Source organism: Maribacter sp. Asnod2-G09 (assembly GCF_045063795.1).
Lineage (GTDB): Bacteria > Bacteroidota > Bacteroidia > Flavobacteriales > Flavobacteriaceae > Maribacter.
The window spans coordinates 1,731,818-1,758,815 of sequence record NZ_JBEFOA010000005.1 but is presented as its reverse complement, the minus strand read 5'-3'; the positions used below and the strand labels follow the sequence as shown (position 1 = coordinate 1,758,815).

General features: G+C 35.9%; 17 protein-coding genes. 5 read left to right on the top strand and 12 right to left on the bottom strand.

Annotation, left to right across the window (positions count from 1 at the left end; translation table 11 throughout):
• Positions 1-7: 7 nt before the first annotated feature.
• The 4 genes from ACJJVT_RS19625 to ACJJVT_RS19610 all read right to left on the bottom strand — a co-directional run bounded on the left by ACJJVT_RS19625 (position 8) and on the right by ACJJVT_RS19610 (position 9,354).
• A complete protein-coding gene (locus ACJJVT_RS19625; protein WP_405400934.1) occupies positions 8-3,340 on the bottom strand; it encodes a VCBS repeat-containing protein in 3,333 nt (1,110 codons plus the stop codon).
• 84 nt (positions 3,341-3,424) lie between these two features.
• The gene (locus ACJJVT_RS19620; protein ID WP_405400933.1) at positions 3,425-5,032 is read right to left on the bottom strand and encodes a RagB/SusD family nutrient uptake outer membrane protein; all 1,608 of its coding nucleotides are present in this window, start codon (positions 5,030-5,032) and stop codon (positions 3,425-3,427) included.
• 21 nt (positions 5,033-5,053) lie between these two features.
• Positions 5,054-8,131 (bottom strand): SusC/RagA family TonB-linked outer membrane protein, encoded by a 3,078-nt coding sequence (locus ACJJVT_RS19615; RefSeq protein WP_405400931.1) that lies wholly within the window; start codon positions 8,129-8,131, stop codon positions 5,054-5,056.
• Between the two features lie 209 nt (positions 8,132-8,340).
• Positions 8,341-9,354: a GntR family transcriptional regulator gene (locus ACJJVT_RS19610; RefSeq protein ID WP_405400930.1), complete on the bottom strand. Its 1,014-nt coding sequence runs from the start codon at positions 9,352-9,354 to the stop codon at positions 8,341-8,343.
• A 229-nt stretch (positions 9,355-9,583) separates the two neighbouring features.
• Between ACJJVT_RS19610 and ACJJVT_RS19605 the strand changes: the two genes are divergently transcribed.
• Both ACJJVT_RS19605 and ACJJVT_RS19600 read left to right on the top strand, forming a co-directional pair.
• Positions 9,584-11,245: a tetratricopeptide repeat protein gene (locus ACJJVT_RS19605; protein WP_405400929.1), complete on the top strand. Its 1,662-nt coding sequence runs from the start codon at positions 9,584-9,586 to the stop codon at positions 11,243-11,245.
• Positions 11,246-11,248: 3 nt separating this feature from the next.
• A complete protein-coding gene (locus tag ACJJVT_RS19600) occupies positions 11,249-11,914 on the top strand; it encodes a response regulator (RefSeq protein ID WP_405400927.1) in 666 nt (221 codons plus the stop codon).
• A 200-nt stretch (positions 11,915-12,114) separates the two neighbouring features.
• Here the strand turns inward: ACJJVT_RS19600 and ACJJVT_RS19595 are convergent, their stop codons facing one another.
• The 3 genes from ACJJVT_RS19595 to ACJJVT_RS19585 are packed head-to-tail and all read right to left on the bottom strand — an operon-like array spanning position 12,115 to position 18,904.
• The gene (locus tag ACJJVT_RS19595; protein WP_405400926.1) at positions 12,115-13,005 is read right to left on the bottom strand and encodes a transglutaminase N-terminal domain-containing protein; all 891 of its coding nucleotides are present in this window, start codon (positions 13,003-13,005) and stop codon (positions 12,115-12,117) included.
• Between the two features lie 2 nt (positions 13,006-13,007).
• Entirely contained in the window at positions 13,008-15,569 is a 2,562-nt protein-coding gene (locus tag ACJJVT_RS19590; RefSeq protein ID WP_405400925.1) for a circularly permuted type 2 ATP-grasp protein, read from the bottom strand.
• Between the two features lie 11 nt (positions 15,570-15,580).
• Positions 15,581-18,904 (bottom strand): DUF2126 domain-containing protein, encoded by a 3,324-nt coding sequence (locus ACJJVT_RS19585; RefSeq protein WP_405400924.1) that lies wholly within the window; start codon positions 18,902-18,904, stop codon positions 15,581-15,583.
• Between the two features lie 227 nt (positions 18,905-19,131).
• On the opposite strand from ACJJVT_RS19585, the gene ACJJVT_RS19580 reads away from it, so the two are divergent.
• A complete protein-coding gene (locus ACJJVT_RS19580; protein ID WP_405400922.1) occupies positions 19,132-19,674 on the top strand; it encodes a DUF4287 domain-containing protein in 543 nt (180 codons plus the stop codon).
• Between the two features lie 67 nt (positions 19,675-19,741).
• On the top strand, positions 19,742-20,614 hold the full coding sequence (locus ACJJVT_RS19575; RefSeq protein ID WP_405400920.1) for a cation diffusion facilitator family transporter: 873 nt from the start codon (positions 19,742-19,744) through the stop codon (positions 20,612-20,614).
• Positions 20,615-20,621: 7 nt separating this feature from the next.
• On the opposite strand, the gene ACJJVT_RS19570 is transcribed toward ACJJVT_RS19575, so the two are convergent.
• The 5 genes from ACJJVT_RS19570 to ACJJVT_RS19550 form a co-directional block, all read right to left on the bottom strand.
• The gene (locus ACJJVT_RS19570) at positions 20,622-21,512 is read right to left on the bottom strand and encodes a flavin reductase family protein (RefSeq protein ID WP_405400919.1); all 891 of its coding nucleotides are present in this window, start codon (positions 21,510-21,512) and stop codon (positions 20,622-20,624) included.
• A gap of 32 nt (positions 21,513-21,544) precedes the next feature.
• Positions 21,545-22,780 carry a fumarylacetoacetase gene (gene fahA / locus ACJJVT_RS19565; RefSeq protein WP_405400918.1) on the bottom strand — a complete coding sequence of 412 codons (1,236 nt, stop codon included), beginning with the start codon at positions 22,778-22,780 and terminating at the stop codon, positions 21,545-21,547.
• Between the two features lie 12 nt (positions 22,781-22,792).
• Entirely contained in the window at positions 22,793-23,953 is a 1,161-nt protein-coding gene (locus ACJJVT_RS19560; protein WP_405400917.1) for a homogentisate 1,2-dioxygenase, read from the bottom strand.
• 162 nt (positions 23,954-24,115) lie between these two features.
• Positions 24,116-25,246: a 4-hydroxyphenylpyruvate dioxygenase gene (gene hppD, locus ACJJVT_RS19555; protein ID WP_299800700.1), complete on the bottom strand. Its 1,131-nt coding sequence runs from the start codon at positions 25,244-25,246 to the stop codon at positions 24,116-24,118.
• 64 nt (positions 25,247-25,310) lie between these two features.
• On the bottom strand, positions 25,311-26,417 hold the full coding sequence (locus ACJJVT_RS19550) for a pyridoxal phosphate-dependent aminotransferase (protein ID WP_405400915.1): 1,107 nt from the start codon (positions 26,415-26,417) through the stop codon (positions 25,311-25,313).
• 120 nt (positions 26,418-26,537) lie between these two features.
• On the opposite strand from ACJJVT_RS19550, the gene ACJJVT_RS19545 reads away from it, so the two are divergent.
• Positions 26,538-26,984 (top strand): MarR family winged helix-turn-helix transcriptional regulator, encoded by a 447-nt coding sequence (locus tag ACJJVT_RS19545; protein ID WP_299322790.1) that lies wholly within the window; start codon positions 26,538-26,540, stop codon positions 26,982-26,984.
• The last annotated feature ends 14 nt before the right edge of the window (positions 26,985-26,998 follow it).

The window sequence follows — 26,998 nt, the reverse complement described above, 5'->3', positions numbered from 1 at the left end:
TCTTTAATTAGTTTTTAAAAAATACTTTTGCTTCGTTATTATATTGGGTCGCCATTAAAAAAGTCCTCCCATTTTTATCTTTTGCTTGAATTAGGTGATTCGATTGCCCGGGCACGTAAAAACCAGAATCTCTACTATCATACACCACAAATTCATTATTATCTCTTTCTATTAGTAAACCAGACAGTGCATCTTGGTTACCGTAATGAGTTTCTGTTGTTAGGTCATTACCCACCAAAAGCACATCTATATTACCATCGTTATCTAAATCATCGACCAAAATATCTTGAATTGGTGCTACTTGACATTTATCTGGCAGTGCTACCAATCTGAATTTTCCGTTTCCTAAATTTTCTGCATAACTACTTTCAAAAATTGACACCTGTAGGGTTTCTAATGATAGGTCTTTAATTTTCAACAACTCTTCAAAACTCGCATTTGCAAAGTCTTGATAAGAGGTGTGGTCATTCTTTAAAACGGTAAGCTGTTTCATAACATCATCTCTAGAATGCACCGGTAATAATTGCTCACCTTCTTCTGTATTAAAATACATTGCCAAAACAGGATCAAAACTTCCGTTCTTATCATAATCTCTGGTATACACATATACTGGTTTGGCTTGTGTTGGTTTCATAAAGCCATTTGTACCTTGGTTACCTAAGATGAAATCTATATCACCATCGTTATCAATATCGGTTGCTACAACCTTATTCCACCATCCAGATGTGTTTATGTTTTCATCCTTATCATTTAGCCATGCTATTGGCATGCGATTTAAATCGCCCTTATTATTCTTAAAAATGGTGATTTCCATAAACTCTCCAACCACGACCAAATCTTTCCATGAGTCATTGTCTACATCTTCCCATAATGCGCTGGTTACCATCCCCAATCCTTCGAATAGTGATTGAAACTTTTTATGAAATCTTCCTTTTTCATTTATCAGAAATGTACTTTCTGGTAGTAACGGATACTCTTTTGGAGTTAGTCTTGACCCAACAAAAACATCAATATCACCGTCTCTATCAAAATCTTCTGCAGCAATCGTACTAGTACTTTCATGAATTGCAGGCACTATACCTTTACTTTTAGTAAACACTCCATGACCATTATTTAAATAGACTCTGTCTTGATAATTTGCAGAGCCATCTTCAAATCTATTACCACCGCTGGCAACATATAAGTCTAAATCACCATCTTGGTCAACATCGAAAAAAACCGCAGCCACATCATCATATTCTGTATCTAAAAACTGAACAGGCATATATGTACCATAGGTATTCTGAAACCATATACTACTAGGTTTACCTTTACTGCCGCCTATAAATAATTCATCACCAGCAATACCATCAATATTCGCCGCTACTATACAAGAACTTTTTGCCGTATTTTGCTTTACTAATAGATGCTGAAATGTGTATTCGTTTAAAGGTGTGTCATCTTGTGTATAGTTTAACAACGTAGTATCTGATCCAAAAAAAAGTGTTTTTTGTTTATGGTTTTCTATTTTTAATTTTGCGTCACGCTCCTTTAAAGTCAATATTTGATTCGCCTCTACACTATACTTCATAGTGGTTTTACCATTGGGCCATTGTACTTTTAACGAATCAATTATGGTGTCTTTTAAGCCGAAATGTACAATTGGTTCCATTGATGATAAATACCCTCTAATTACAGAATGATATTGATTTTGAACACTACCATTATGGTAAATCGAAATTTTAGCTCCTATAGCTTTTTTATTGTAAACACCTCCGTTTAGACTTAGTCGTAAATAATTGGTAGACTTATTTTTTGATGTTGTATTCTCTAATACAAAGGCTTTCTCGTTGATATTATTGACCACCAAATCTAAATCGCCATCATTATCCAAATCTGCATATGCCGTACCATTCGAAAATGATTCTTTTTCTTTAATCCATGTTGTAGAAACATCGTTAAAGTTATCACTTGAAACTTGCTCATAAATAAAATTAGGTAAATGAATACCCGGTAATTTCGAGACAGACTCTTTAACCCTTTTACTTCTTGCTTCTTGTGTACCAAATATGCTGTTTTCGTTAGAATAGTTGATAAAATCTAAATCTGTAATATCTTTTACATAACCATTGGTAATATATATGTCTTTATCGCCATCGTTATCAAAATCTACCATTAACGGAGCCCAGCTCCAATCGGTACTTGAAATTCCTTTTTGAAAACCTACTTCGCTATACTTTAAAGGCTTTTTATCTATAAAACCGTTACCTAACTGAAGTGTGTTTCGCATGAACTGATCAGTATACGCATTTGTCTGTGACAAGAGGTATTTATCATAATTCATACTGCCCAACATCAACTTTTGCCTTTTATATTGATTGGGCAACATATCTACCACCAAAATGTCTGGTATAGCATCGTTATTAATATCTGCAATATCTACACCCATGGCATTATATGTTTCATGAGATACATAATCTTTACTAGATTCTTTAAAAGCCGGATCCTCGTTCGATATCGAAGCATTATTGATATACAGAAAATCATCTGTTATAAAATCATTGGACACGTATATATCTGGTAAATTATCTCCATTAAAGTCATGTATACCAACCCCTAGACCAAAACCTTTGCCCGTAATATGTAAAGTGTCTGAAACATTTCTATAAACAGGATGGTCTAAACCCATTACAGTTTCATTCTTTAACAGATAATCTGATAAATGCCTTGGTAAATATCTTTTAGGCATTGGAGTATTTTTATCATGTGTAGTATTACCGTTATGAACTATATAGACATCTAAATCACCATCTTGATCATAGTCAAAAAAAACAGCTTGCTGCGCATAATTTGCATCATTTAGACCATATGCCTTTGCTTCTTCTTTAAAAAATGGAATACCTTCTCTATCTAAACCTTGATTAACAAATAATAAATTCGGACAATCATTATTGCAATTTGCACCACCGACATTTAGGTAAATATCGTCCCAACCATCAGAATTAATATCTACGATCGAAACACCTGTAACCCAAGAATCTGTAAAAAATTTAGCTTTCTCAGAAATATCTGTAAATGCTAAATTTCCATTATTCAAATAAACTCTTGATGATACCTGGTTTCCCGTAAAGACAATATCTTGAAGCGAGTCGTTATTAAAATCACCTATACCAACACCGCCACCATTGTAGCAATATTGAAAATCGATAATATTGATTTCTTCGGTTTCAGTAATTGTATTTGAAAAATTGATATGTGTTGTTTGCTCTGAAACAGTATTGAAAACAAAACCTTCGTTATTAGAATCGCAGCTACTTAAAAATAGCTGTAGAAAACATAATAAGGAAGCATATCTATTCATAAGAAATATAATAATTTAAGTTTAAAGCCAAGTATCTCAACATACTTGGCTTATTAAACTCAACAACTAAAACTAACAAACTTTTTAATATCCTTGATTCTGAATTAAATTAGGATTTGACTGCAATTCACTCTGTGGAATAAATACCAACTCATGTTTACTGGATTGGAAAAAACCGCCAGCAATTGATTTTGGGTGCGGACCTTCATGTGCTGAATTCGCACCTAAATATGTTTCCGCTAAATTCCATCTTACCAAATCAAAAAACCTATGCCCTTCACCCGTAAGTTCCATTACACGTTCATCTATAATCGCTTGACGCATATTAACCTGATCTAGTCCTGTAATTACATCTATTTGGGCCCTAGTTCTTACTTGATTTAAAAAAGGTTCTGCATCTGCTGGTCTATTTTGCTCATTAATAGCTTCTGCCAACATCAATAAAACATCAGAATAACGAATTATTCTCCAGTTTACACCGTAATCGTCACCTAAGAAACCTGTAGCCCCCGCAGGTAGTTCCAAACCAGAATATTTACGTGTGAATATCGGTTCTAGACCAGTATTCTGTGGCTGACCTAGCAAAGAATTTACTGTTTCAATATCAGATGCTAGACCCTCTGTAAAAGGAACATCAACATTAATAACACTACCTGGATAATCATAAGCCAAGGTTGCATTTCTTCTCACCTCATCATTATTGCTCTCAAATACATTTTTCACCCATGGATTAATCACATGTCCATTATCAGGTGTTTGACTTGGCGGAGCATATTCAATAACAAAATTACCTTGAGTTCCTGCTCTTGGAATATCTTGTCCCCAAACAAAATTACCATTACCTATAGGATGGTACTGTAGTTCAAAAACAGACTCTACATTGTTCTCATTCGTTTGTGTAAAGTTATCTTGGTACTGCTCAGAAGGTAACAAGTTAAACGGCCCGTTATTTACTACTTCTAATAAAGCAGCTTCAGCCACTGCATACTCATCAACATTAAGCAAACCACTTCTATATAAATGGCTTTTACCCTTTAGCGCAGTCGCAGACCAACTGGTAGGACGACCTAAATTATCTGAAGACCAACTATCTGGCAACATAGACTCTGCTAGTTGCAAATCTTCAATAATTAAATCCCACACGGCCTGCTGAGATGCCTGAGTTGGAAATAACTCATCATCGTTCTTAGGGTCCGGGGTTTTGTCCACTAAAGGAACATTCCCGTATATATTTACCATGTAGAAATATACGAAGGCTCTAAAAAAATGTGCTTGTCCTAATATTTCATTACGATCACTTGTATTAGGAACATTTTCTTCATTAACGTTCTCAAGAATTGAATTTGCTCTAAATATTGATTTATAAGCTTCTTCCCAGGGCTCTTGTGCCCAACGGGCTACACCTGGACTACCTTGAAATGTTGATAGTGAAGTATTACCCCCTGAAGGAATAGGATTGATTGCATCTGTTCTCAATAATGCACCAACATGAACTATACGACCCCAGAAAAAAGTTCCGGTTATCGGGTGGTACATTCCATTCACAGCTAATTTTGCATCTTCTGCATTTCTCCAAAATCCTTGCACAGCAATTTCATTAGGATTTGTTTGATCAAGAATCTCATCACTACATCCAAAGGGAACGAGTAACCCGACCATTGCAATGATTTTAAATTGTTTTATAGTTATCATAGTCTTATGTTTTATTTTTTTTTAAAATCCTACCTCTAATCCGAAAATAATACCAGTAGCTCTTGGATATGCTCTAATATCTATACCACGACCAGTTACTGAATTTACAGTAGGCCTAAATCCAAAAAAACCATTGTTTTCATTGGAACGAGCCCCATTAGTAGAAGCAACATCGGGATCATAACCCGAGTAATTGGTGATTACAAACAAATTCTGACCAGTGGCAGACAAACGAAAACGCTTTATCCATTCTGTTTTGATGTATTCTGAAAAATCATATCCGATAGTAAGATTTTGTAATCTAAGAAAAGAACCGTCTTCAACTGCATATGATGAAGGTAGTGCATTCTGTCCAGGGTCTGTTGATGTAGGTCTAGGTAGACTTCCTGTCGTATTTTGTGGTGACCATCTATCTAAAACATCTGTAAACTTATTACCGTCAGCCCCTAATGTATTGAACACACGAGCTTGGTTATAAATTTCATTTCCTTGCACACCATTAAAAAATATACTGAAATCGAATTTTTTATACTCTCCACTTAAATTTATACCATAAGTAAAATCAGGAACCGGACTACCTAAAATTGTTTGGTCATCATTATTGATTTGCCCATCACCATTTATATCTTTCTTTATAAAATCACCCGGAGAAAGAGCTGAAATATTAGGGTCGTTAATTCTATTAGGATCGCTATTAATTTGAGCTTGATCATCATACACACCATCAACAACAAAACCATAAAACGAACCCGGATCTTCCCCAGCCCTAAAAATATTTACACTCTGTATACCTTCATTTACAGAAGGACCAAAAAATTCACTTGGCACCTGAGTCAAAGTACTCTTTTGTGTAGCAAGATTAAGACCAACATTAAATTTGAAGTCTCCCTCGGTTTTTCTATAGTTCAACAAAAATTCTACACCACTATTATCTAGACCACCTGCATTCTGTGTTAAAGGAACATTGGTACCATTCGAACTTGGTATAGGCACGGCTACTAATAAATTTTCAATTTGTTTTTTATAATATTCTGCCGAAAAGGTTAAAGCATTATCGAAGAAACCAAAGTCAACTCCAAAATTTGCCGTAGAGGAGGTTTCCCATTGTAAGCCGTCATTCGCAAATGAAGTTTGGGCAAAACCAGGTAATATAGAATTACCGAATGAAGAAGAAGAGGTAGTACCTACAACAGATTGATAAAGGTAATTACCAACATTCTGTGCTCCTAACTCACCGTAACCTCCACGTAATTTAACTTCTGAAATAATACCATCTTTAGGGAAAAAGTTTTCATCACTTATTCTCCAACCTAAGGAGAAAGAAGGGAAAACATCTGAACGGAATCCTTCCGCAAATTTTGAAGATTCATCACGTCTAATAGTTCCTGAAAACAAGTACTTACCACCAAATGAATAGTTAAGACGCCCAAATGAAGAGATTAGTCCGTCAATTTCTTTGAAACCAGCGTTCCCTATAATATTGTCAACACCTGCAGCACCAGTTGTACGAATATTATTAGATGGCAAGTTACCAACATAGTTTGCCAACACATCATATCGAGTTTTTAATTGACCATAACCAACAACAACGTCTACCTTATGATCACCAAATTCTTTATTATAGTTTAACGTAGGTTCTATCTGAGTTCTTAAGAATTCTGAACGAACATGAGTTAAATCATTTTGAGGGTTATCATTAAAACGGGCATCGGTCGGACTCATAAAATAAGTTGGTCTGAACGTTTCACGAAAACTGTTTGTGTAATCTATACCAAGATTTAATTTTGCCGTTAAACCATCTACTATTTTATAAGCAACACTAACATTACCTAACAAGTTTCTTCTAGTTTCAAGATTATCATCTAATACAGCTAGCGCATAATTATTTATACCCCCGAAACCTGCGGTTTCTCTAACTGGAGCTTCAAACCCACCTTCATTCTCTGGTACGTTAAATCTTAAAATGGGAGCTGTAGCTGCTTCAAATCCGAAATATTCGTTCTCTTGAATTTTACTTTGCGCTAAACCGATAGACTCCGTAATTGTAATTTTCCCGATCTTAAATTCGCCATTAACACGTGCATTGATTCTTTCAAAACCAGATCCAATAAGAATACCATCTTGGTTATAATAATTGGTAGAAAAAAAATACCTCGAGTTTTCACTGCCACCTGCTACTGAAACACCGTAATCTTGAATAGGACCTGTACTTAAAGATTTATCTTGCCAATCTGTATAAGTTAAGCTTCCGTTCTCTGAAAAATTAGCAGGGTCTATTTGAAAACCACTTGCATCGTTTGCTTCAAAGTCTCTTCTGTAATCTAAAAATTGTTCGCTATTCAGAAAATCCAACTTTTTAGAAGCTACTTCAAACCCTCCCCTTATATTAAGATTAACCGAAATATCACCTCTATTTCCCTTTTTAGTGGTAATCAAAACCACGCCGTTTGAAGCACGTGATCCATATATTGCCGCAGATGAAGCATCCTTTAACACCTCTATCGACTCAATATCGTTTGGATTTACAAAATCCATATTTTCGGCAAAAGTTCCATCTATTACATATAATGGAAAAGAATTGGTTAAAGAACCAATTCCACGAACAAAGACGTTTGCAGATCCACCAGGCTGACCACCAAATGTTTCTACTTGTACACCTGCCAGTTTACCTTGAAGGGCAGCCGTAGGATTACCCGTAACTACCTGTGCGATATCTTTTGCTTTAATAGAAGCAATAGCACCGGTAACCTCTCTTCGGCTTTGAGTACCATAACCCACAACCACTACTTCATCAAGTTGAGCAGAATCTTCATTAAGTTGTACGTCAATAATAGAACGTTCTGAAACTGCTATTTCTTGGGTAGTAAACCCAATGTAACTGAATATTAAAACATCATCAGTATTTAAATCGGAAATAGTATAATTTCCGTCAAAATCTGAAGTAACCCCATTCGTAGTTCCTTTTACTACAATGTTAACGCCGGGTAATGGTCCTTGCATATCAGATACCGTCCCAGATACCTGTGTGGTTTGCGCAAAAGCAATACTACCAAGTAGTGCAAAAGCAAAACCCATAATTTGTTTGAGTGTTTTTCCCATCATAAAATTAATGTCTGTTAATAATTTTTTTTCGTTAGTTGATTTTAGCTGATTGACATAAAATTGTACTATGCCAGTCTATGCTATTATGCAAATATATAAATATTTGGATACTATCAAAATATTAAGTTAAAATTTAGGATATAATAATTTATCTATACTAATAGTGAAGATTTGATAATATGAGAATAAAATAAGTGATTATATTACTAAAGAGAATGCCTTATAATCAAGTCTGAAGGCATAATAATATGAGTATCACCGTGGTTTTTGATATGGCTAGCTGCCTTTTTTCCCATTTCTTTGAAGTCTGTTGAAATGGTGGTAATACCTCCAAATATAATTTCTTTTACTACGTGATCATTATGTGATAAGATCCCGATTTCCTTACCCACTTTATATTCACTGTTTCTAATATCTTTTAAAACATCCCATATATAAGTATCACTCACAAAAAAGTATAAACTTCCTTTTTTTATAGATTTCGATTTATACTTACTTATAACAGATGCCTCTATATCGTAATCTTCACAAAACCTATTAAACGCTTTTAAAATTCCGATCGGGTAATCTGCATCTTCCTTAAAGAATAATACAAACTTTTTATACTTAGTAATTTCAGATAATAGTTCTACCAGCTTTGCATAGGTAGATTCTTCAAACTCTTGTGAGATATAAGAGTACGATTTATCAAGTTCAATAAACCTATCTATTATTAATAAATTGGAAGGCGGAATAGATTCTAATACCTGACGTAAACTAGGATCTTGTATCGGGGCAATAGCATACATGCCATATTTACCCTGAATATTTTGAAATATACTATTAAATATTTCTAAGTTATTATGATGAAAGAAAACATCTATTTGATATTTTTTACCCAATCCTTTTCTAAAGGAGTCATAAAAATCTTGTTGAAATCGCTGAAAAGAGAACATTATTAGCGCAACCTTTAATATTACCTTGGTCTCATTACTGACAACAAAGTAACCTTTTAGTTTTTTTGATTCTACTAAACCTCGATCTTTAAGCTCTTCATAAGCCTTGACTATTGTTTGTCTTGCAAAACCCAATTGCGACACCATTTGATTTATGGATGGCAACTTATCACCTCTTTCTAAGATCTTTTCATCGATAGCCTGTATAATACCATTGACCAGTTGTTCGTGCTTAGAAAGAGTATTAATTTCTCTTAAACTATTTATTTTATCGTATAAGGTCATCTTAGCTATCTATGATTTAAAAAAGACAATAATATATAAAAAAGATCTTTAAGACATTATAGTAAGACTCAATTTTAATAATAGCATCTTAATCTCTTAGAAAACAGAATGCACAATATTTACTAAAGAGATAAAACAATAAAGCCCACAATTACGTTTTAAGTAGATATTATTGTTTTTGCTTATATAAGACCTAAACTAATACCTAAAAAGTTTCTACATTAGAGGAATGAAATACAACAAAGTTTCATTTATTCTACCTACTCTAATTCTTTACGTTTTTGCATTTTGCTTTTCTTTAAGCTCTGCTGCACAAACCCCATCTGATAGTTCGCTTTTTTTTCGAAATTCGATTGTAAATCCGGTTGAACCTCAAGACCTTCCATCAGGTATTAACTTTTTTACAAAGCAAAAAGAGAATCATTTAGAATTGCACGACACACTAAAAGTCATTTACGATTTAAGGCTTTTATCTATTGCTGAATTTAAAATAGGAAACAATTTCAATAGTGAAAACCATGTTGTGGAAGCCTTGAACCTCATCAATTCTATGGCTACCAAAGACACGTTGATTAACGCCAGAGTAGGCTTATACAATCAATTAGGCAGAATTTATAGAACCTCTAATAATTTTAATGAAGCTATTAATTCATTTGATCAGGCTTTACAAATAGCCACAAAACTAAAGGACAGTGTTATTATACTGAATAATAAAGCCAATATATACACCGACCAATTATCCTATTCTAAAGCCCTCGAAATATATAGGTTACTTCACCAAAAACAATCGCAATTAAACAATTACGAACTAGGTTTAGTAGTCGATAACTTAGGGCACGTGCAGGCCAAACTAAACCAACCAGATGCATTAAAGAATTTAAAAAGGGCTTTTGATATTCGTGAAAAAAACAATGATATTATTGGTTTACACTCTAGCACCACACATTTGTCTCAATATTATTTAGATAGAAAAGACACGACCAAGGCATTGGTATTTGCTGAAAAAACACTGGCATTATCAAATAAAATAAATAGTAGCTCATTTAAGATCGAAGCTATTTCTTTACTCATGAATCTAAATAAGAATCCGCTTGTTCATGAATATATAAGATTAAACGATAGTATTACCAATGCCAAACAAATAGCAGAAAACAAAAATGCTTTTCTAAAATATAATGTTGCCGAAGAACAGAAAAAAACGCAAGCCAGTATATTACTTCAAGAAATTGAATCTCGTAAGCGACTGGCATATCAATCGCTTGCCTTTATCATTTTTTTAATATTAGTTGGTTCTTATTTTATCTATCGGAACAGATACCGCAAAGCTAAAATTGAAGAAATCTATAAAACAGAAACCAGAATTGCTAAAAAAGTACATGACGAAGTAGCTAATGATATGTATAAAGTGATGACCTCACTTGAAAATAATTCGGGTATTGACAGTAAGGTTATTGATGAAATGGAGAAGATTTATACCAAAACAAGAGATATTTCAAGAGAAAATAGTGCAATTGACCTAAGAAATGATTTCGATCTTCAATTAAATGATTTATTACTTGGCTACAAAAACAACAAGGTAAATGTGATTACCCGTAACCTTTCTAAAATATCATGGAATACCGTAACAGAACATAAGAAAACCGCTATTTATAGGGTCTTACAAGAACTTATGACCAATATGCGCAAGCATAGCCAGGCATCATTTGTCACCCTAATTTTCAAAAAAGAAGGGTCTAAAATTCAAATAATTTACCGCGATAATGGGGTGGGTTGTGATCTTTTTAAAAAAAATGGGCTACAACATACGGAATCCCGTATCGCTTCTTTAAATGGAACTATTAATTTTGAATCTAAGCAAGGTGATGGCTTTAAGGCATCAATAATAATTTAATGCATGTTCAAAAAAGTTTTAATCGCGGAAGATATGGAAGACATCAACAAAGGTGTATTTTCATTACTGACCGAATTAGGTGTTTCTCAAATAGACCAAGTACAGTATTGCGATGATGCGTACTTAAAAGTTAAAAGAGCCAATTTAGATGGCGAGTCTTTTGATTTGGTAATATCTGACCTATCTTTTAAAGTAGACCATAGATCACAAACCTACCCTTCTGGGCATTCGCTAGTAGAAAAATTAAAAACAGAATTTCCAGAATTAAAAGTTATTGTCTATTCTGTTGAAGATAGATTACAAGCCGTAAGAACTTTGTTTACACAGCATCATATTGATGCCTATGTATGTAAGAGCAGAAACGGACTCAAAAATCTTACACAAGCTATTACTGAAATAGCTGAGGGCAATACTTTTTTATCTCCTGAAGTGGCTAATGCCTTTAGCAGTGAAAATGAATTAGAGATAGATGATTACGATATTTCTCTTCTAGATAATTTAAGTAAAGGATTATCTCAAGATGAAATTAGTGCATTATATAGAAAAGAGAATATTTCACCTGCCAGCTTAAGTTCTATCGAAAAGCGTTTAAATAAATTACGTATTCAATTCAATGCCAACAATGCTATACACCTTGTGGCTATAGTGAAAGATTTAGGGCTGATTTAAAAACTGAAAAATCATATCACATTACGGAAAACCGTAATGCTTTTTCGTTAAATGGTATTAATTTTGCCCTACTTAAAACAAGAATAAACACTAGTCAATATCTATAAATATTTAGTGCTATGGCCATCCTACCGAAAAGGTATTTCGGGGGAACTAACCGATTTGGTGGGTATGGCCTATTTTTAAACCAACACCCTAAACTACTCTACAGCAGCAATATCAACCGATACATGTAATTTACTCTGTCCACTACCATACACCACTCCTTTTAAAGGTGGCACATCATAATAATCTCTACCCCAACCTACTACAATATGTTGGTCTTTAGGTATTTGGTTATTCGTAGGGTCAAAATCTACCCAGCCAAAACCTGGTATAAAAATAGCGAACCAGGCGTGGGATGCATCGGCACCTACCAACTTCTTTTTACCTGGCGCAGGTAATGTCTCGATATACCCACTTATATACCTCGCCGGCAATCCAACAGAGCGTATACAAGCAATAGCAATTTGCGCAAAATCTTGACAGACACCCTTCTTCTCTTTCATCACCTCTTCTATCGGAGTTGATATGGTCGAGAATTCTGAATCAAAATCAAAATCTGTATAAATGCGTTGCATCAATTCGTAAGCGGCTTCAAATACAGACCTATCCCCTTTAAAAGAAACCTCGGCATAATCTCGTATCGCCTTATCTGTTCTTCTTATAAAAATAGATTCTAGTATATATTGCTTTGCCTCTAGAATTTCTGGGTGCATGCCATTTAATGCTGCTAATGCTTCGCTCATTGTTATAATCTTACAGGTGTCACTCTTGAAAGATTCGTGAAACTGAGCGTATTCTCTTTTAATTTTACTTCGAGTTGTAACCTTTAGGGTTCTATGTTCTGTCTGTATGGAAAAACGGGTAATATAATTACCGAAGAAATCTACTCGTTCACTTATTTCTGCCGGTTCTGGTGAAATATCAATACTGTATTCTAATAACTCTTGCCCTTTAGATTCTCTGGGACGTAGCGTTGCTATATTATGACAATAGCTTACTGGAGCGTTATAATCGTACTTAGTGATATGTGTAACGTTAAATATCATAATCAAATAGGAAAAGACTGTGTAAACAATTGGGTCTGCTTGTCTGTATGATTGAAATAGGTATTGGAGATGGACTGCGATGCCTTGTACAACAAATCTGTTAGTTCTTCTAACAGCGTATCTAAATCTTCTCGTTTAAAATCTGTTTCTGACTTGGTCATTGCCAACTTTGTAGACTCTGCCAACCTCAACTTAGAGAATGCCTCGAAAATATACTTTTGATAATTATTTAATTGATGGTCATGTTTAGAATGTGGTAAACGTGCAATATCCTTTTGAATTCTATTGATCATAAAGGTTAACGAACGTGCATAGTCTAAATCTAATACAACCAAATCTAGCACATGTGCCAACTCTATATGAGAACGGTAACTATATCTGTAAATATTTAAACTTTCGTGACTGGTCAATAAATACTCTAACAGGTCATACTCTACCTGCTCATCATATTTTATAGTCAATAAGGCTCTGCATTTGGTGATATTTAAAGTGCTTTGCTCTAATTGCAAGCCGATGAAATATAACAACAAACCTTGTTGCACCATGATGCTTTCTTCAATTAACCCCATAAATGCTATTAAGCGAGTAATTAATTGATTCAACACTTTTAATATTTTGTTGATTGAATGATCCTTGCCATCTACCAAGGCATTCCATAGTTTCTGAATATTTTCAAATACACGCCACATATCTGAAGACCAGAGATTACGAATAGAGTAATAAGAATTACTGAACATGCTAATGGTATGCGCCAAACTGCCTATTCTGTTTTTATCGAGAATTACCGACAACATTTCTTCATACGGATTATCCATTGCCAGTTTACCGTCCTTGTCCTTTTCTACGAACCCCGGGTATGTACCTGTTAATTGCGTAACAGCTTTAAACAGTACTTTAAGCTTCTCAGAATCTGGCTTTTCATCTCTATTCTGAACAATTGCCATTTGGCGCATTACAGTTCTTAAAAAACGTGCATTTACCAATGTACGCCCTACATAACGACCCGCCCAATATAAATTCTCGGCTGTTAAACTTGGCAGATCATCAAGACCAGAAATAGCTATCGATGATTTCTTTTGCCAATGCCTGTTCTTTTCTTCTTTTATTTCAGCATCATCTAATATCCAAAAATCTTTACTGGTGCCTCCTCTTTGGTTTGAAACTCTTACCGTTTCGCCATCGGGTGCTACTCGTACTAAACCACCTGGCATAACAGAATATTCACCTTTAGATGCAATACAAAATGATCTAGCAACTACATTACGAGGTTCTAATTTATCTTTGGAAAGATTCGGTGCAGTTGAAAAATTTATACGCTCTTGCGCCACAAAACGATACGGGCGCTCTAGAATAACTTTTTTAAGCTCTTCTAATTCTTTAGCGCTCATTTGCTCGCAAAAGTATATACTCTCTCTATTGGTGCGATCAATTCTCTTTATTACTAATTCAGATATATGCTCTAGCACATAGTTTCTTTCTTTCTCTTGCCCACACCACCAAGACGCTATCTGAGGTAGTTTTAATTCTTCCTTCAGAAAATACTTTGCAATTGCAGGCATAAACGGAATCAATCCGGGATTTTCGATTACTCCGCTACCAATAGGGTTGATGACAGCTACATTTTTTCTTCGTACCACATCTAACAATCCGGCAACGCCCAAATGGGAATCTTCACGTAACTCTAAAGGATCTGTAAAAGCATCGTCTACTCTACGTAAAACGACATCTATCTGCTTTAAGCCTTGCAATGATTTCATCCAAAGAAAACCATCTCGTACTACTAAATCATTACCCTGAACTAACGGGTAACCTAAGAACGAAGCCATATAGGCATGTTCAAAATAGGTTTCGTTATGTGAACCGGGAGTAAGTATTACAATTGTCGGATTCTCTTTTTTACCTGGCGCCGCATCAATAAGCATTTGATTGAATTCTTGAAAGAAGCCAGACAATCGCTTCACCTTCATTTCGGCGTACATATCTGACAAAACTCTACTTGTGGTAGATCTATTCTCTAAAGCATACCCCATACCTGAGGGTGCTTCTGTGCGATCATTTACGACCCACAAACGCCCATCTGTACCACGGCAAAGATCTGCTGCATAAATCGATAGATACTGTTCTAGTTTCAATTCCATACCAGAACATTGCCTTAGAAAACCACGGTGACCATAAATAACTTCATAAGGCACAATACCGTTTTTAATCAGTTTTCGTTCACCATAGACATCTTTAAGTACCAAATTAAGCAGTTCTGCTCTTTGCTTTAAGCCTGCCTCTACCTTCGTCCACTCATCTTGGTGCAACATAAAAGGAACCACGTTCAGATTCCAAGGCCTATGCAACCCTTTTGGGTCATTATATACATTATAAGTGACACCATTTTCTGATAACAACCAGTCAATATCTTTTTGACGGGCGTTTAATCCTGTTATTCCTAAGGTGTCAAATTCGGTTAATAATTTATTCCAATAGGGCTTCATACCATTGTTCAATGAATACATTTCATCATTGCCCTTTTGGGTATCATAATTATTAAACCAGCGCGTTTTTGTTGTTGGCATTACCTCTTCAATTACTTCTTACGTAAATCTGTTACATGTGGATACTCGGGGTTAATCGGCATCTCTTTGTATACAAATGTATTTGAACCTGCCTTAGGTTCTACCATTCTACCCGTAAAATTTGTTGAAGCGACCAATTCTGTAGGTGTTACCTCATCTTGTGTTACCCCAATATCCCAAAAACGATTAATTCTTCTCGATTCTGCCTCTAAACTATTTACAGGGTATGTATCGTAAGAACGCCCACCTGGGTGTGCTACAAAATAGGTGCAACCACCAATAGACTTTTGGTTCCAATCGTCAACGATATCAAATACTAGCGGAGTGTCTACACCGATAGTTGGGTGTAGTGCCGACCATGGTTCCCATGCTTTAAAACGAACTCCCGCAACATACTCTCCTTTTGTACCTGTCGAGCTGAGTTCTATTTTTACTCCATTACAGGTCAGTATATATCGTTTACTATTAAAATTATTCACTTTTACCTGAACACGTTCTAATGACGAATCTACATAACGCGATGTACCACCACCGGTCATTTCTTCACCAAGAACATTCCATGGTTCTATCGCCATTCGCAATTCCATTTGAATTGAATTTATTTCGACCATGCCATATAAAGGAAAACGGAATTCAAAAAATGGATCGAACCAATCTAACTTAAACGGATAACCAGCGTCGTTCAATTGCGCCACAATATCTTTTATATCTTCTTTTACATAATGCTCTAGCAAGAATTTATCATGCAACTCTGTACCCCAACGTACCAAATCGTGCTTGTACGGCTTTTTCCAAAACCAAGATACTAATGTACGCACGAGCAACATTTGCATTAAACTCATTTGTGCATGTGGCGGCATATCAAAAGCACGTAGCTCTAATATACCTAAGCGACCAGAAGAAGAATCTGGCGAGTATAATTTATCGATACAGAATTCTGCCCTGTGGGTATTCCCCGTAATATCTGTTAATAGGTGACGGAATAAACGGTCGGTAATCCAAAACGGGACTTCTTCATCATCAGGAATTTGAGAAAAGGCAATTTCCAGCTCATACAAATTCTCTAACCTAGCCTCATCTACTCGTGGTGCCTGACTTGTAGGACCAATAAACGCGCCTGAAAACAGGTAAGATAAGCCTGGGTGATGCTGCCAGAAGGTTAATAAGCTTCGTAATAATTGAGGATTTCGCAAGAGCGGACTATCAGCTGGCGTTACTCCGCCCAAGGTTACATGGTTGCCACCACCTGTACCGGTGTGCTTGCCATCTAACATGAATTTTTCTGTTCCTAAACGGGCTTGTTTTGCCTCGGCATATAATGTCAACGTATTATCTGTTAACTCTTGCCAGTTTTTCGCCGGATGCACATTTACTTCGATCACCCCCGGATCAGGAGTAACTTTCAACACCTCTAACCTATTATCTCTTGGTGGTTCGTAACCTTCTAAAATAACAGGCACTTTCAATTCTTTTGCAGTAGCTTCAATACATGCTACCAAATCTAAAAAGTCTTCGGCACTGTCTAATGGAGGCAGGTATAGAAATAACTTTTTCTCACGAACCTCGGCGCAAATAGCCGTGCGTACATAAGGGTGCTTTCGTGGGTGCGAAGTAGATTTCAACTTCATTCGCTTTCGTAACGCGTCATCAGTCGTTGGTAAATCGGGCGTATTTTCAAACAGCTCTACTTCTGCCGTTGGTTCTGACGGAATTGGCGGGTCTTTCGGTAATGCTGCTAAAGGCAAACGTAAGCCAATTGCCGAATTACCGGGAGTAAGTAATAAATTTTTATTTCTGAATTCCCATTTATTGGTCAACCATTTATTGTTCTTGTGGGTTAGCGGGTATACATGACCTACTACTTTCCCTATGCCTTGTTCTAATATTTCACCTAGTTTTCTACGAAGGTGGGTATCATCTTTATTATATTTTTTCGGATTAACATCTACAGGTAACTTCCCCTCTTCCCATAAGAAGTAAAATGCATCTTCATAGGCAGGCATTATACTATTGGTTTTACAGCCTAAGTAACCACCTAAAGTCTTTAAAAATCGTTTGGTAATATTTCTGGGCATTTTATATTCCTCAGAAAATGATGCCAATAAACTTGGGTCTTTCCAAATTGGTTTTCCGTCTTTTCTCCAATGTATGCCGATCAACCAACGAGGTAGCGCCTCACCCGGATACCACTTACCTTGCGCATGATGCAACAAGCCGCCTTTACCAAAAACCTCTAATAATCGAATAGACAATTTACTTGCCAGTTCTCTTTTGTGTTCACCATCTGCAGCGGTATTCCACTCTTCAGATTCCATATCATCTATAGAAACGAATGTAGGTTCACCACCCATGGTCAAACGAACATCATTGGCCTGTAATTCTTCTTCTACCTTAAAACCAAGATTGTATATAGCATTCCATTGTTCATCGGTATATGGTTTTGTAACCCTCGGAGATTCGAATATTCTAGTAACCGAATTTTCAAATTCAAAGGTAGTTTCTGCAAAATCGCTAAATCCGCTTACTGGTGCCGCACTTTCATAAGATGGTGTACAAGCCAACGGTATATGACCTTCACCGGTAAAGAGTCCAGATGTAGCATCTAAACCAACCCACCCAGCACCAGGTAAATATACTTCTGCCCATGCATGTAAATCTGTAAAATCTTCTTCAGGACCTGACGGACCGTCTAATGATTTTTCATCTGATTTTAATTGTACTAAATACCCAGACACAAAACGCGCCGCCAAACCTAAATGACGAAGTATCTGCACCAATAACCAGGCAAAATCTCTACAAGAACCCAATTTAGCTTCTAGGGTTTCTTCGCATGTTTGCACACCAGGCTCCATACGTAAGGTATAGTTCAGGTAATTATACAAGTTGCTATTAAGGTTAATTAAGAAATCGATACTTCGTAGTGGCGTTAAATCTATTTTAGAGAGATACTCTTTTAGCAGCGGTCCACTTTCCACTTTTTCTAAATAAGGTAAAAGCTCCTTTTTAGCTTCTTCAGAATACTTGAAAGGAAATTCTTCACTCGCTTCTTCTACGAAAAAATCGAACGGATTAATGGTCTTTAAATCTGCTATGATTTCTACATCAACAGAAAGCTCTGTGGTCTTATCTGGGAAAACAATTCTCGCCATATAATTACCAAATGGATCTTGTTGCCAATTGAAGAAATGGTTCTCTGGTTTTATTTTTATTGAATACGCCTCTATAGGTGTTCTACTGTGTGGTGCAGGTCGTAACCTGAATATGTGTGGAGATAGATTTATACTTCTATCATAGATATATTTCGTCTTGTGTTTAATTGCAACTTTTAATGCCATAATTTGGTGGGATTTCAGTACTACCTAATATAAGCACTAATATCAGCAATTATTGAATACTAGCCGTTATTCATAAAATTATTATTCATTTTAGAGTTGCGGCGTATTTTATTGACAGATTCTTAATGTTAAGACGTAATTCTTGTTTTTCTGTGGATGAATTAAAATGGAAAGACCGATGATTTTTAATTTTTGTAAATTGAATGTTCCAACCAAACTCTAAGAAAATGGATAAGGCGCTACAGACCATGATTGATAATATGCCCGAGAAAACAGGCAAATCTTTAAACGAATGGAAATCACTTTTAAAAACAAAATCTTTTACCAAACATTCTGAAGGTGTCAATTTTCTAAAGAAAGAACACGGAGTCACCCATGGTTTTGCGAATACCATCGTCACTTTGTCTAAAGAAGAAAACAACTCCCCAACCGACTTAGTTACCCAACAGTACAAGGGAAAAGAAAGCTTAATCCCTATTTACGAAACTCTTTTAAAAGTGGTAAAAATATTTGGCAATGATGTTACCATCACTCCAAAGAAAACTACGGTAAGTATTATTCGTAAAAAACAATTTGCACTTATAAAACCTGCAACTAAAACAAGAATTGACCTCGGACTCAAAATAAAAGACAAGCCGACCACTGACCGACTAGAATCTTCAGGACCATTTGGTAGTATGTGCACCCATAGAGTACAACTTAACGATGCTAGTCAGGTTGATGACGAATTAATTGTTTGGATGAAGGAGGCTTATGAGAAGGCAGAATAATATTTTCTAACGCTAAATTTGATTTCAAAAAGCGAACCTGATAATTTGAGTATCTTACCTTTGCAATATGAGTATTGAACAGACGGCAATAAAGACCACTTATTTTAGCATTATCGGGAACATATGCCTGGCTTTGATTAAAGGTATTGCAGGTTTTTTTGGCAATTCTTATGCCCTTATAGCCGATGCTATTGAATCTACCACAGATATTTTTTCTTCTATTCTTGTACTCTTAGGTTTCAAATATGCAGAAAGACCGGCAGATGAAAATCACCCATACGGACATGGAAAAATAGAACCTATCATCACTTTTCTTGTCGTTGCCTTTTTAGTTATTTCCGCAACGGTCATTGCTTACGAAAGTATCGAAAATATTCAGACTCCGCATAAAGTTCCAAAAGCTTGGACATTAATTGTTCTGGGTATAATAATCGTATGGAAAGAAATCTCGTACCGCATTATTATCAAAAAAAGTGAAGAGACCCAAAGCACCTCTTTAAAAGCAGACGCTTGGCATCACAGAAGTGATGCTATTACTTCTATAATGGCATTTATTGGTATTTCTATTGCCGTAGTACTTGGCAAAGGTTATGAAACGGCAGATGATTGGGCCGCCCTTATGGCATCGGGCTTTATTCTTTACAATAGCTATTTAATTCTAAGACCAGCTTTAGGAGAAATAATGGACGAACAACGTTACGACGATCTATTAGAAGAAATTAGAATTAAATCATTAGAAGTGCCAGGTGTTACCGGTACCGAAAAATGTTTTATTCGCAAAGCGGGAATGAAGTTTCATGTGGACTTACATGCCATGGTAGATGGTGAAATTTCTGTTACCGAAGGGCATGACATTGCCCACCTGCTACAAGATCATCTTAATAGAGAAATCCCTAACCTAGAACATGTACTGATTCATATTGAACCTGATGATCTTTAATTAAGAACTACAAATGCAATAATGCCAGCGCATCTTCAGTTTTGCCTTCAGCTAACCATCGTTGCGCTAGTTGGTGTAATTCAATACTATCTTCAGCACCATTTAATATAGATTTCACCTCAGGGTGTTCTGTAATCTTTGCGATAGCTTCTTTGGTTGGCAGTTCTTCTAAATTACCTAGTCTCCCTAAATTATTTCCCGTTAAAACGGAACTATTACGAACAGCTTCGGGTAACATGTCTACCCCTATTCCTTGGGTACGTATTGGTTTAGGTATTTCAAATAAAGCATCGCCATTGGCTCTACAATACCAATTACCACCCATACGAGCCACTAAATCTAATTTGGGAGTATCTAATTTCCCCTCTGCATCTAAAAACGCTTTCTTTACGTGAATCTGAACAACTTTTGCGAGTACTAAATTACCTGCTCCTGGTCCGTCACCCAAGGCTATTACTTGATCAACTACACATTCAAATGCTACCGGTGCCTCACCTACTCTTGGTGGTTTCACTTTATCACTTGGTACTTGTGTGAATCCTGCTTTTACAAATTCATTTACACCGTCACCATACTCGGTACTTGACAATGACATTTGTTCTACCATGTCATAATTCACGATATTGATAACCGTTTCTTTTACCTCCAATACGTTCTCTAACGTATGCTTCGTGGTATTATCTCTACCTCTTCTAGAAGGTGAAAATATCATCATTGGCGGATTTACACTGAATAAATTAAAGTAGCTGAACGGACTCAAATTAACATTGCCATCTTTATCAATTGTACTGGCAAAACATATAGGTCTTGGCGCTACGGCAGATAATAAATACCCATGTAATTCTTGTTGAGAAATACTGTTTGGATCTATAGAATTGATTTCTTCGTTCTTTGACATTGTGCTACTATTAAGCTATTTAAAAATTTATTTTATTTACTTGGTAAAATGGTTCCGGTTACTTGTCCGAATCCTACTCGTTTACCATCTTTTTCTGCAAAACCTCTTATTGTAACCGTATCATTATCTTCTATAAAAGTACGTTTGCTACCATCTTTTAATTCAAATGGTTTTTTACCGCCCCAAGAGATTTCTAATAATGAGCCATATGAACTTTCATCTTTTCCGGATATGGTACCCGATGCCATTACATCACCTACATTCAAATTACAGCCGTTTACGGTATGGTGTGCTAATTGTTGCATCATATTCCAATACATGTATTTGAAATTAGACTTACTAATGGATGTTTCACCTGATGTTTTTGATGACATGCCGACCTCTAATTGAATGTCATAATTCTTTTCTCCTTCATATTTTAAATACGACAGGACTTCTGGTTGTTGCTCCGGACCTTGAACTTTAAATGGTTCTAAGGCTTCTAACGTTACAATCCACGGTGACATAGATGATGCAAAGCTCTTTCCTAAAAACGGACCTAAAGGCACGTATTCCCACTTCTGAATATCTCTAGCTGACCAGTCATTGAACAGCACCAAGCCGAAAATATGTTCAGCAGCTTCTTTTGTAGAAACGCGTTCGCCCAATTCGGTACTTTTACCAACTACAAAGCCCATTTCCAATTCAAAATCTAAATTTCCTGAAGCTTTAAAAACCGGAACTGCCATTTCATTGGTTTTCACTTGACCCATTGGTCTATGAATATTTGTACCACTCACCACTATCGACGAAGCACGACCATGATACCCAACCGGAATGTGTCTCCAATTCGGCAACAATGCATTCTCCGGATCACGAAACATTTTACCCACATTCGTGGCATGTTCTATACTAGAATAGAAATCTGTATAATCGCCTACATGAACTGGTAGATGCATTTTGGCATCCTGCTGCGATACAAAAACTTCTTGATGATTCTTTAGTGGAGAATTCTCAGATATCAATAAATTTTGAATATCTAAACGGACCTTATTCGTTATTTTCTTACCTAATGCGATAAACTCATTTAAGGTTTTCTGCCGAAAATAAGAAGCACTGACTTCTAATAAACCTAATTCTGATACTGCTGCCAAATCAACTATCTTCTCACCAATGGCAATACCTGCTTTTGGAGCTTCACCGTTTACAGAGAAGATTCCGAAAGGGAGATTATAGATAGAAAAATCTGAATTTGCGGGTACTAACACCCATGTATTTAGTGTTGTCAAGTGCTTGTTTTTTTATTTATTCAACCACGATTTGTAGTAATCTCCGTCGTCTAATTTTAAGGCATTTTCGGTAACCATCAATGGCTTGAACGTATCTATCATAACCGCTAGTTCTTCTGAACCTTTTTGACCTATGCTGCGTTCTGCTGCTCCTGGGTGTGGACCATGTGGTATACCAGCGGGATGCAGAGATATGTTACCTGGCTGCACTCCGTTTCTGCTCATAAAATCTCCGTCAACATAATACAGCATTTCATCAGAATCTATATTCGAATGATTGTATGGTGCAGGTATCGACAGTGGATGATAATCGTATAACCTTGGTACAAAAGAGCAAATTACAAAGGCATTCGTCTCAAATGTTTGGTGTACTGGTGGCGGTTGGTGAACTCTACCTGTAATGGGTTCAAAATTGTGAATTGAGAATCCGTATGGAAAATTATATCCATCCCAACCTACAACATCAAAAGGGTGCCCAATGTAGACCATTTCATGCATGACCCCTTGCTTTTTCACTTTTATTAAGTGCTCATCGGTATCGGTAAACGTTTCTAGATTCTGTGGTAATTTATAATCACGCTCACAAAATGGAGAATGTTCTAATAACTGTCCGAACCAATTGCGATATCTCTTCGGAGTATAAATAGGAGAATACGATTCTGCAAACAAAATACGATTGTCTTCACCATCAAAATCTATCTGATAAATAGTACCTCTAGGGATAATTAAATAGTCTCCGTATTCAAAGGGAATCTGCCCAAAAATAGTTCGTAACGTACCTGTACCTTTATGAATGAACAACATTTCATCAGCATCAGTATTCTTATAAAAATAATCTCGTAACGATTTTCGTGGCGCTGCTACTCCAATAATAATATCACTGTTCACCAACAAAGGTTCACGAGCCTCTAAAAAATCATCTTTTGCAGGAGCATTAAAACTGACCAACTTCAACGATCGTATATTTTTTTCTAAAGCAATTTTCGGAGAAACATCGGTACTTTTCAATATCTCCTTAACCATTGTTGGTCGGTTATGGTGATATAGTAAAGAAGACATACCGTCAAAACCAATGGTACCGAACAATTGCTCTGAATACAATTCGCCGTCTGGTTTTCTAAATTGCGTATGCCTTTTAGGTGGCAACGCTCCTTGTTTATGATATATAGGCATATACGTTCGTTTTACTCGATAATAGAGATTAAATACCTCAAGACTTACCTCGAAATATCAAAATTGCTTCGTTATAAATACCCCGAGTTCTAGCCTCGAGGTATTCATGAATACTTCCTTTAAAAATAATCTATTTTAAGATTCTCAAGAAATTTGTTGAACCTATAAAGTTCCTCTTAATTCTTGCTCACGCTCAATAGCTTCAAATAAGGCTTTAAAGTTTCCTTTTCCAAAAGAAGTTGCTCCTTTACGTTGAATAATTTCAAAGAACATGGTTGGTCTTGCTTGTACAGTTTTTGTAAAAATCTGCAATAAATACCCTTCATCATCACGATCTACCAAGATACCTAGTTTTCTAAGTGACTCTATATCTTCATCAATTTCACCAACTCTTTCCGTCAATACATCATAATACGTAGTTGGTATGTTCAAAAACTCTACCCCTCTACTTTTAAGATCTGAAACTGTCTTTACAATATCGTCTGTTGCTACTGCTATATGCTGAACGCCTTCACCTTCATAGAACTCCAAATACTCATCTACTTGAGATTTTTTCTTTCCTGGCGCGGGTTCGTTAATTGGAAACTTAATACGACCGTTACCATTACTCATCACCTTACTCATCAATGCCGTAAAATCTGTAGAGATATCTTTATCATCAAAAGACATAATCTGCTTAAAGCCCATAACATTAGCATAAAAATCTACCCAATAGTTCATTTTACCTTCATGCACATTACCTACCATATGATCCACAAATTTTAAACCTGTAGAAGTTGGTTGGTAATCACTTTCCCATTTTTGGTAGCCAGGTAAAAAAGTACCATTGTAATCTTTACGCTCTACAAAAATATGTACGACCTCACCGTAAGAATAGATACCAGAGGTAACGACTTTACCGTCTTCATCCTTTTCTGTTTTAGGCTCCATATAACTTTTGGCACCTCTTTTCATTGCCTCTTCATAAGCGTACGTAGCATCATCTACCCATAGCGCAGTAACTTTTACTCCGTCACCATGCTTGTCAATATGTCTACCTACATCAGTTCCACTTTTTAGAGGAGATGTCAATACCAACCTAATTTTATCTTGCTCTAATACATAAGATTCGAACTCTCTACTACCAGTCTCAAGACCCTTATACGCTAATGATTTAAATCCGAATGCTGTTTTGTAATAATGCGCTGCTTGTTTAGAATTACTTACGTACAGCTCTAAATAATCTGTACCATTAATAGGCATAAAATCTTGTGCCTCTTTGTGATTGTTTTGTGCTAATGTTGTTGTTGACATAGTTCTGGGTTTTATATTTATATTTCGTTTATTGTTGCTTCTGCAACATATATATTAAATTTTTTTATGCTGTTGTGGTTTGAGATTTCATCAATACCTCTAGTGCTGCCAAAAGTGCTTTATTTGCTTCTCTTACTCCAAATGAAATTCTAACTTTTCCCGGTGCTCCAAAATTGCCTACTGGGCGTACCATAATACCTCGCTGTTCTAAGAACGCCGTAAACTCCAAATCATTGATAGGAGGATCTATTAGTACAAAATTACCTTGTGCAGGCCAATATTTAATCTGTAAAGCATCAAGTCCGTTCAAAACAAACCTTCTTTCTTCCTTTACCAATGCTACCGTTTTATTTACAAAATCTACATCTTCTAATGCTGCAATAGCACCTTCTAAAGCTAAAGAAGACAGTAAAAATGGCTTACAAATTCTACGCATGTAATTACTAATCTCTAACGGAGCATAGCAATACCCTACACGTAAACCTGCTAAACCATAGGTTTTTGAAAAACTATTTATAGCAATTACATTTTTACCTTCTACTACAAAAGGCAAACCAGAAATGTAATCTTCTGCTTCTGCAAAATGTCTGTACACCTCATCCAATACCAGAATAACATGCTCAGGTAATTTCTCTATAAAGCTTCGCAACTCCGACATAGGAATGTAATTTCCTGACGGATTATTAGGTGATGCTAGAAATACCAACTTCGTTCTCTCTGTGATTGCGGCTATGATACCTTCTAGATTATAGTCATAATTCTCGGTCATGGGTACATTGATAGCCTTTGCCCCCATCCATCTGGTAAATGCTGTATATGGAAGAAAACATGGCTGACTCACAATTACCTCATCGTCTTCATTCAAAAATGCTTTCGAAATCATATCAATAATTTCAGAACCACTATTTGCTGTAATGAAATTGTCGGCAACTAAAGCACCATCAAAATCCTTTACCAATGCTTCACGTAATCTGATATCTGTATTATCTGGATAGAAACTTAAATCGTCTAATGTTTTAGCTAATGCTTCTTTCACTTTTGGGGAATACCCTAGCGGATTCTCATTAGACGAAAGCTTGTGTACCGTAACACCATCAGGCATAACAATTTTCTTTCCACCACCTTTATAGGTGCTATCTTCTAATATATATTTCTTGAAACCTAGTTGCATATTTCTACTTCTTTTGACCAATTTATCCGTAGTAAATATACACTTTTTTTTAATTATTGTTGCACTAACAACAATATTAACGATAAACTCTGTTACTTTTGGAGGAATAACATTTGGATTATGGACAGGACGGAAGGCTTCGGCGTATATATTGATCGTACATTAAAAAAAGTACAGAGTACCTTTCTACAGGTTTTTGCAGAGAATAATATTGATTTGACCATTGAGCAATGGGTCATATTACAACGTGTACAGTTAGAAGGTAAAGATGCTTCACAGGCAGATATTGCCAAATCTAATTTTAGGAATAGGGCTACAACCTCTCGAGTTATTAGCGGATTATGTAAAAAAGGCTTCTTACGAAAGTCTAGATTTAGAGATGATCAAAAAAGATACAAGCTTGTAATAACAGACGAAGGTTCTGCACTCATAAAACAAGTAATGCCGTTTATAACCGATTTAAGAAAAGTTAGTACACTGGGTATCACTGAAGAAGAGTTTGAAATATTCTATAAAGTTCTTGATCAGTTATGGGAAAATTTTGACCAGTATGAAGGTCGTTCATAACCTTAAATAGGTAG

Bases quoted from the DNA above. Each gene is read 5' to 3' on its own strand.
- ACJJVT_RS19625 (WP_405400934.1), bottom strand. From the start codon at position 3,340: ATGAATAGATATGCTTCCTTATTATGTTTTCTACAGCTATTTTTAAGT.
- ACJJVT_RS19620 (WP_405400933.1), bottom strand. From the start codon at position 5,032: ATGATAACTATAAAACAATTTAAAATCATTGCAATGGTCGGGTTACTC.
- ACJJVT_RS19615 (WP_405400931.1), bottom strand. From the start codon at position 8,131: ATGGGAAAAACACTCAAACAAATTATGGGTTTTGCTTTTGCACTACTT.
- ACJJVT_RS19610 (WP_405400930.1), bottom strand. From the start codon at position 9,354: ATGACCTTATACGATAAAATAAATAGTTTAAGAGAAATTAATACTCTT.
- ACJJVT_RS19605 (WP_405400929.1), top strand. From the start codon at position 9,584: ATGAAATACAACAAAGTTTCATTTATTCTACCTACTCTAATTCTTTAC.
- ACJJVT_RS19600 (WP_405400927.1), top strand. From the start codon at position 11,249: ATGTTCAAAAAAGTTTTAATCGCGGAAGATATGGAAGACATCAACAAA.
- ACJJVT_RS19595 (WP_405400926.1), bottom strand. From the start codon at position 13,005: ATGATATTTAACGTTACACATATCACTAAGTACGATTATAACGCTCCA.
- ACJJVT_RS19590 (WP_405400925.1), bottom strand. From the start codon at position 15,569: ATGCCAACAACAAAAACGCGCTGGTTTAATAATTATGATACCCAAAAG.
- ACJJVT_RS19585 (WP_405400924.1), bottom strand. From the start codon at position 18,904: ATGGCATTAAAAGTTGCAATTAAACACAAGACGAAATATATCTATGAT.
- ACJJVT_RS19580 (WP_405400922.1), top strand. From the start codon at position 19,132: ATGGATAAGGCGCTACAGACCATGATTGATAATATGCCCGAGAAAACA.
- ACJJVT_RS19575 (WP_405400920.1), top strand. From the start codon at position 19,742: ATGAGTATTGAACAGACGGCAATAAAGACCACTTATTTTAGCATTATC.
- ACJJVT_RS19570 (WP_405400919.1), bottom strand. From the start codon at position 21,512: ATGTCAAAGAACGAAGAAATCAATTCTATAGATCCAAACAGTATTTCT.
- ACJJVT_RS19560 (WP_405400917.1), bottom strand. From the start codon at position 23,953: ATGCCTATATATCATAAACAAGGAGCGTTGCCACCTAAAAGGCATACG.
- hppD (WP_299800700.1), bottom strand. From the start codon at position 25,246: ATGTCAACAACAACATTAGCACAAAACAATCACAAAGAGGCACAAGAT.
- ACJJVT_RS19550 (WP_405400915.1), bottom strand. From the start codon at position 26,417: ATGCAACTAGGTTTCAAGAAATATATATTAGAAGATAGCACCTATAAA.
- ACJJVT_RS19545 (WP_299322790.1), top strand. From the start codon at position 26,538: ATGGACAGGACGGAAGGCTTCGGCGTATATATTGATCGTACATTAAAA.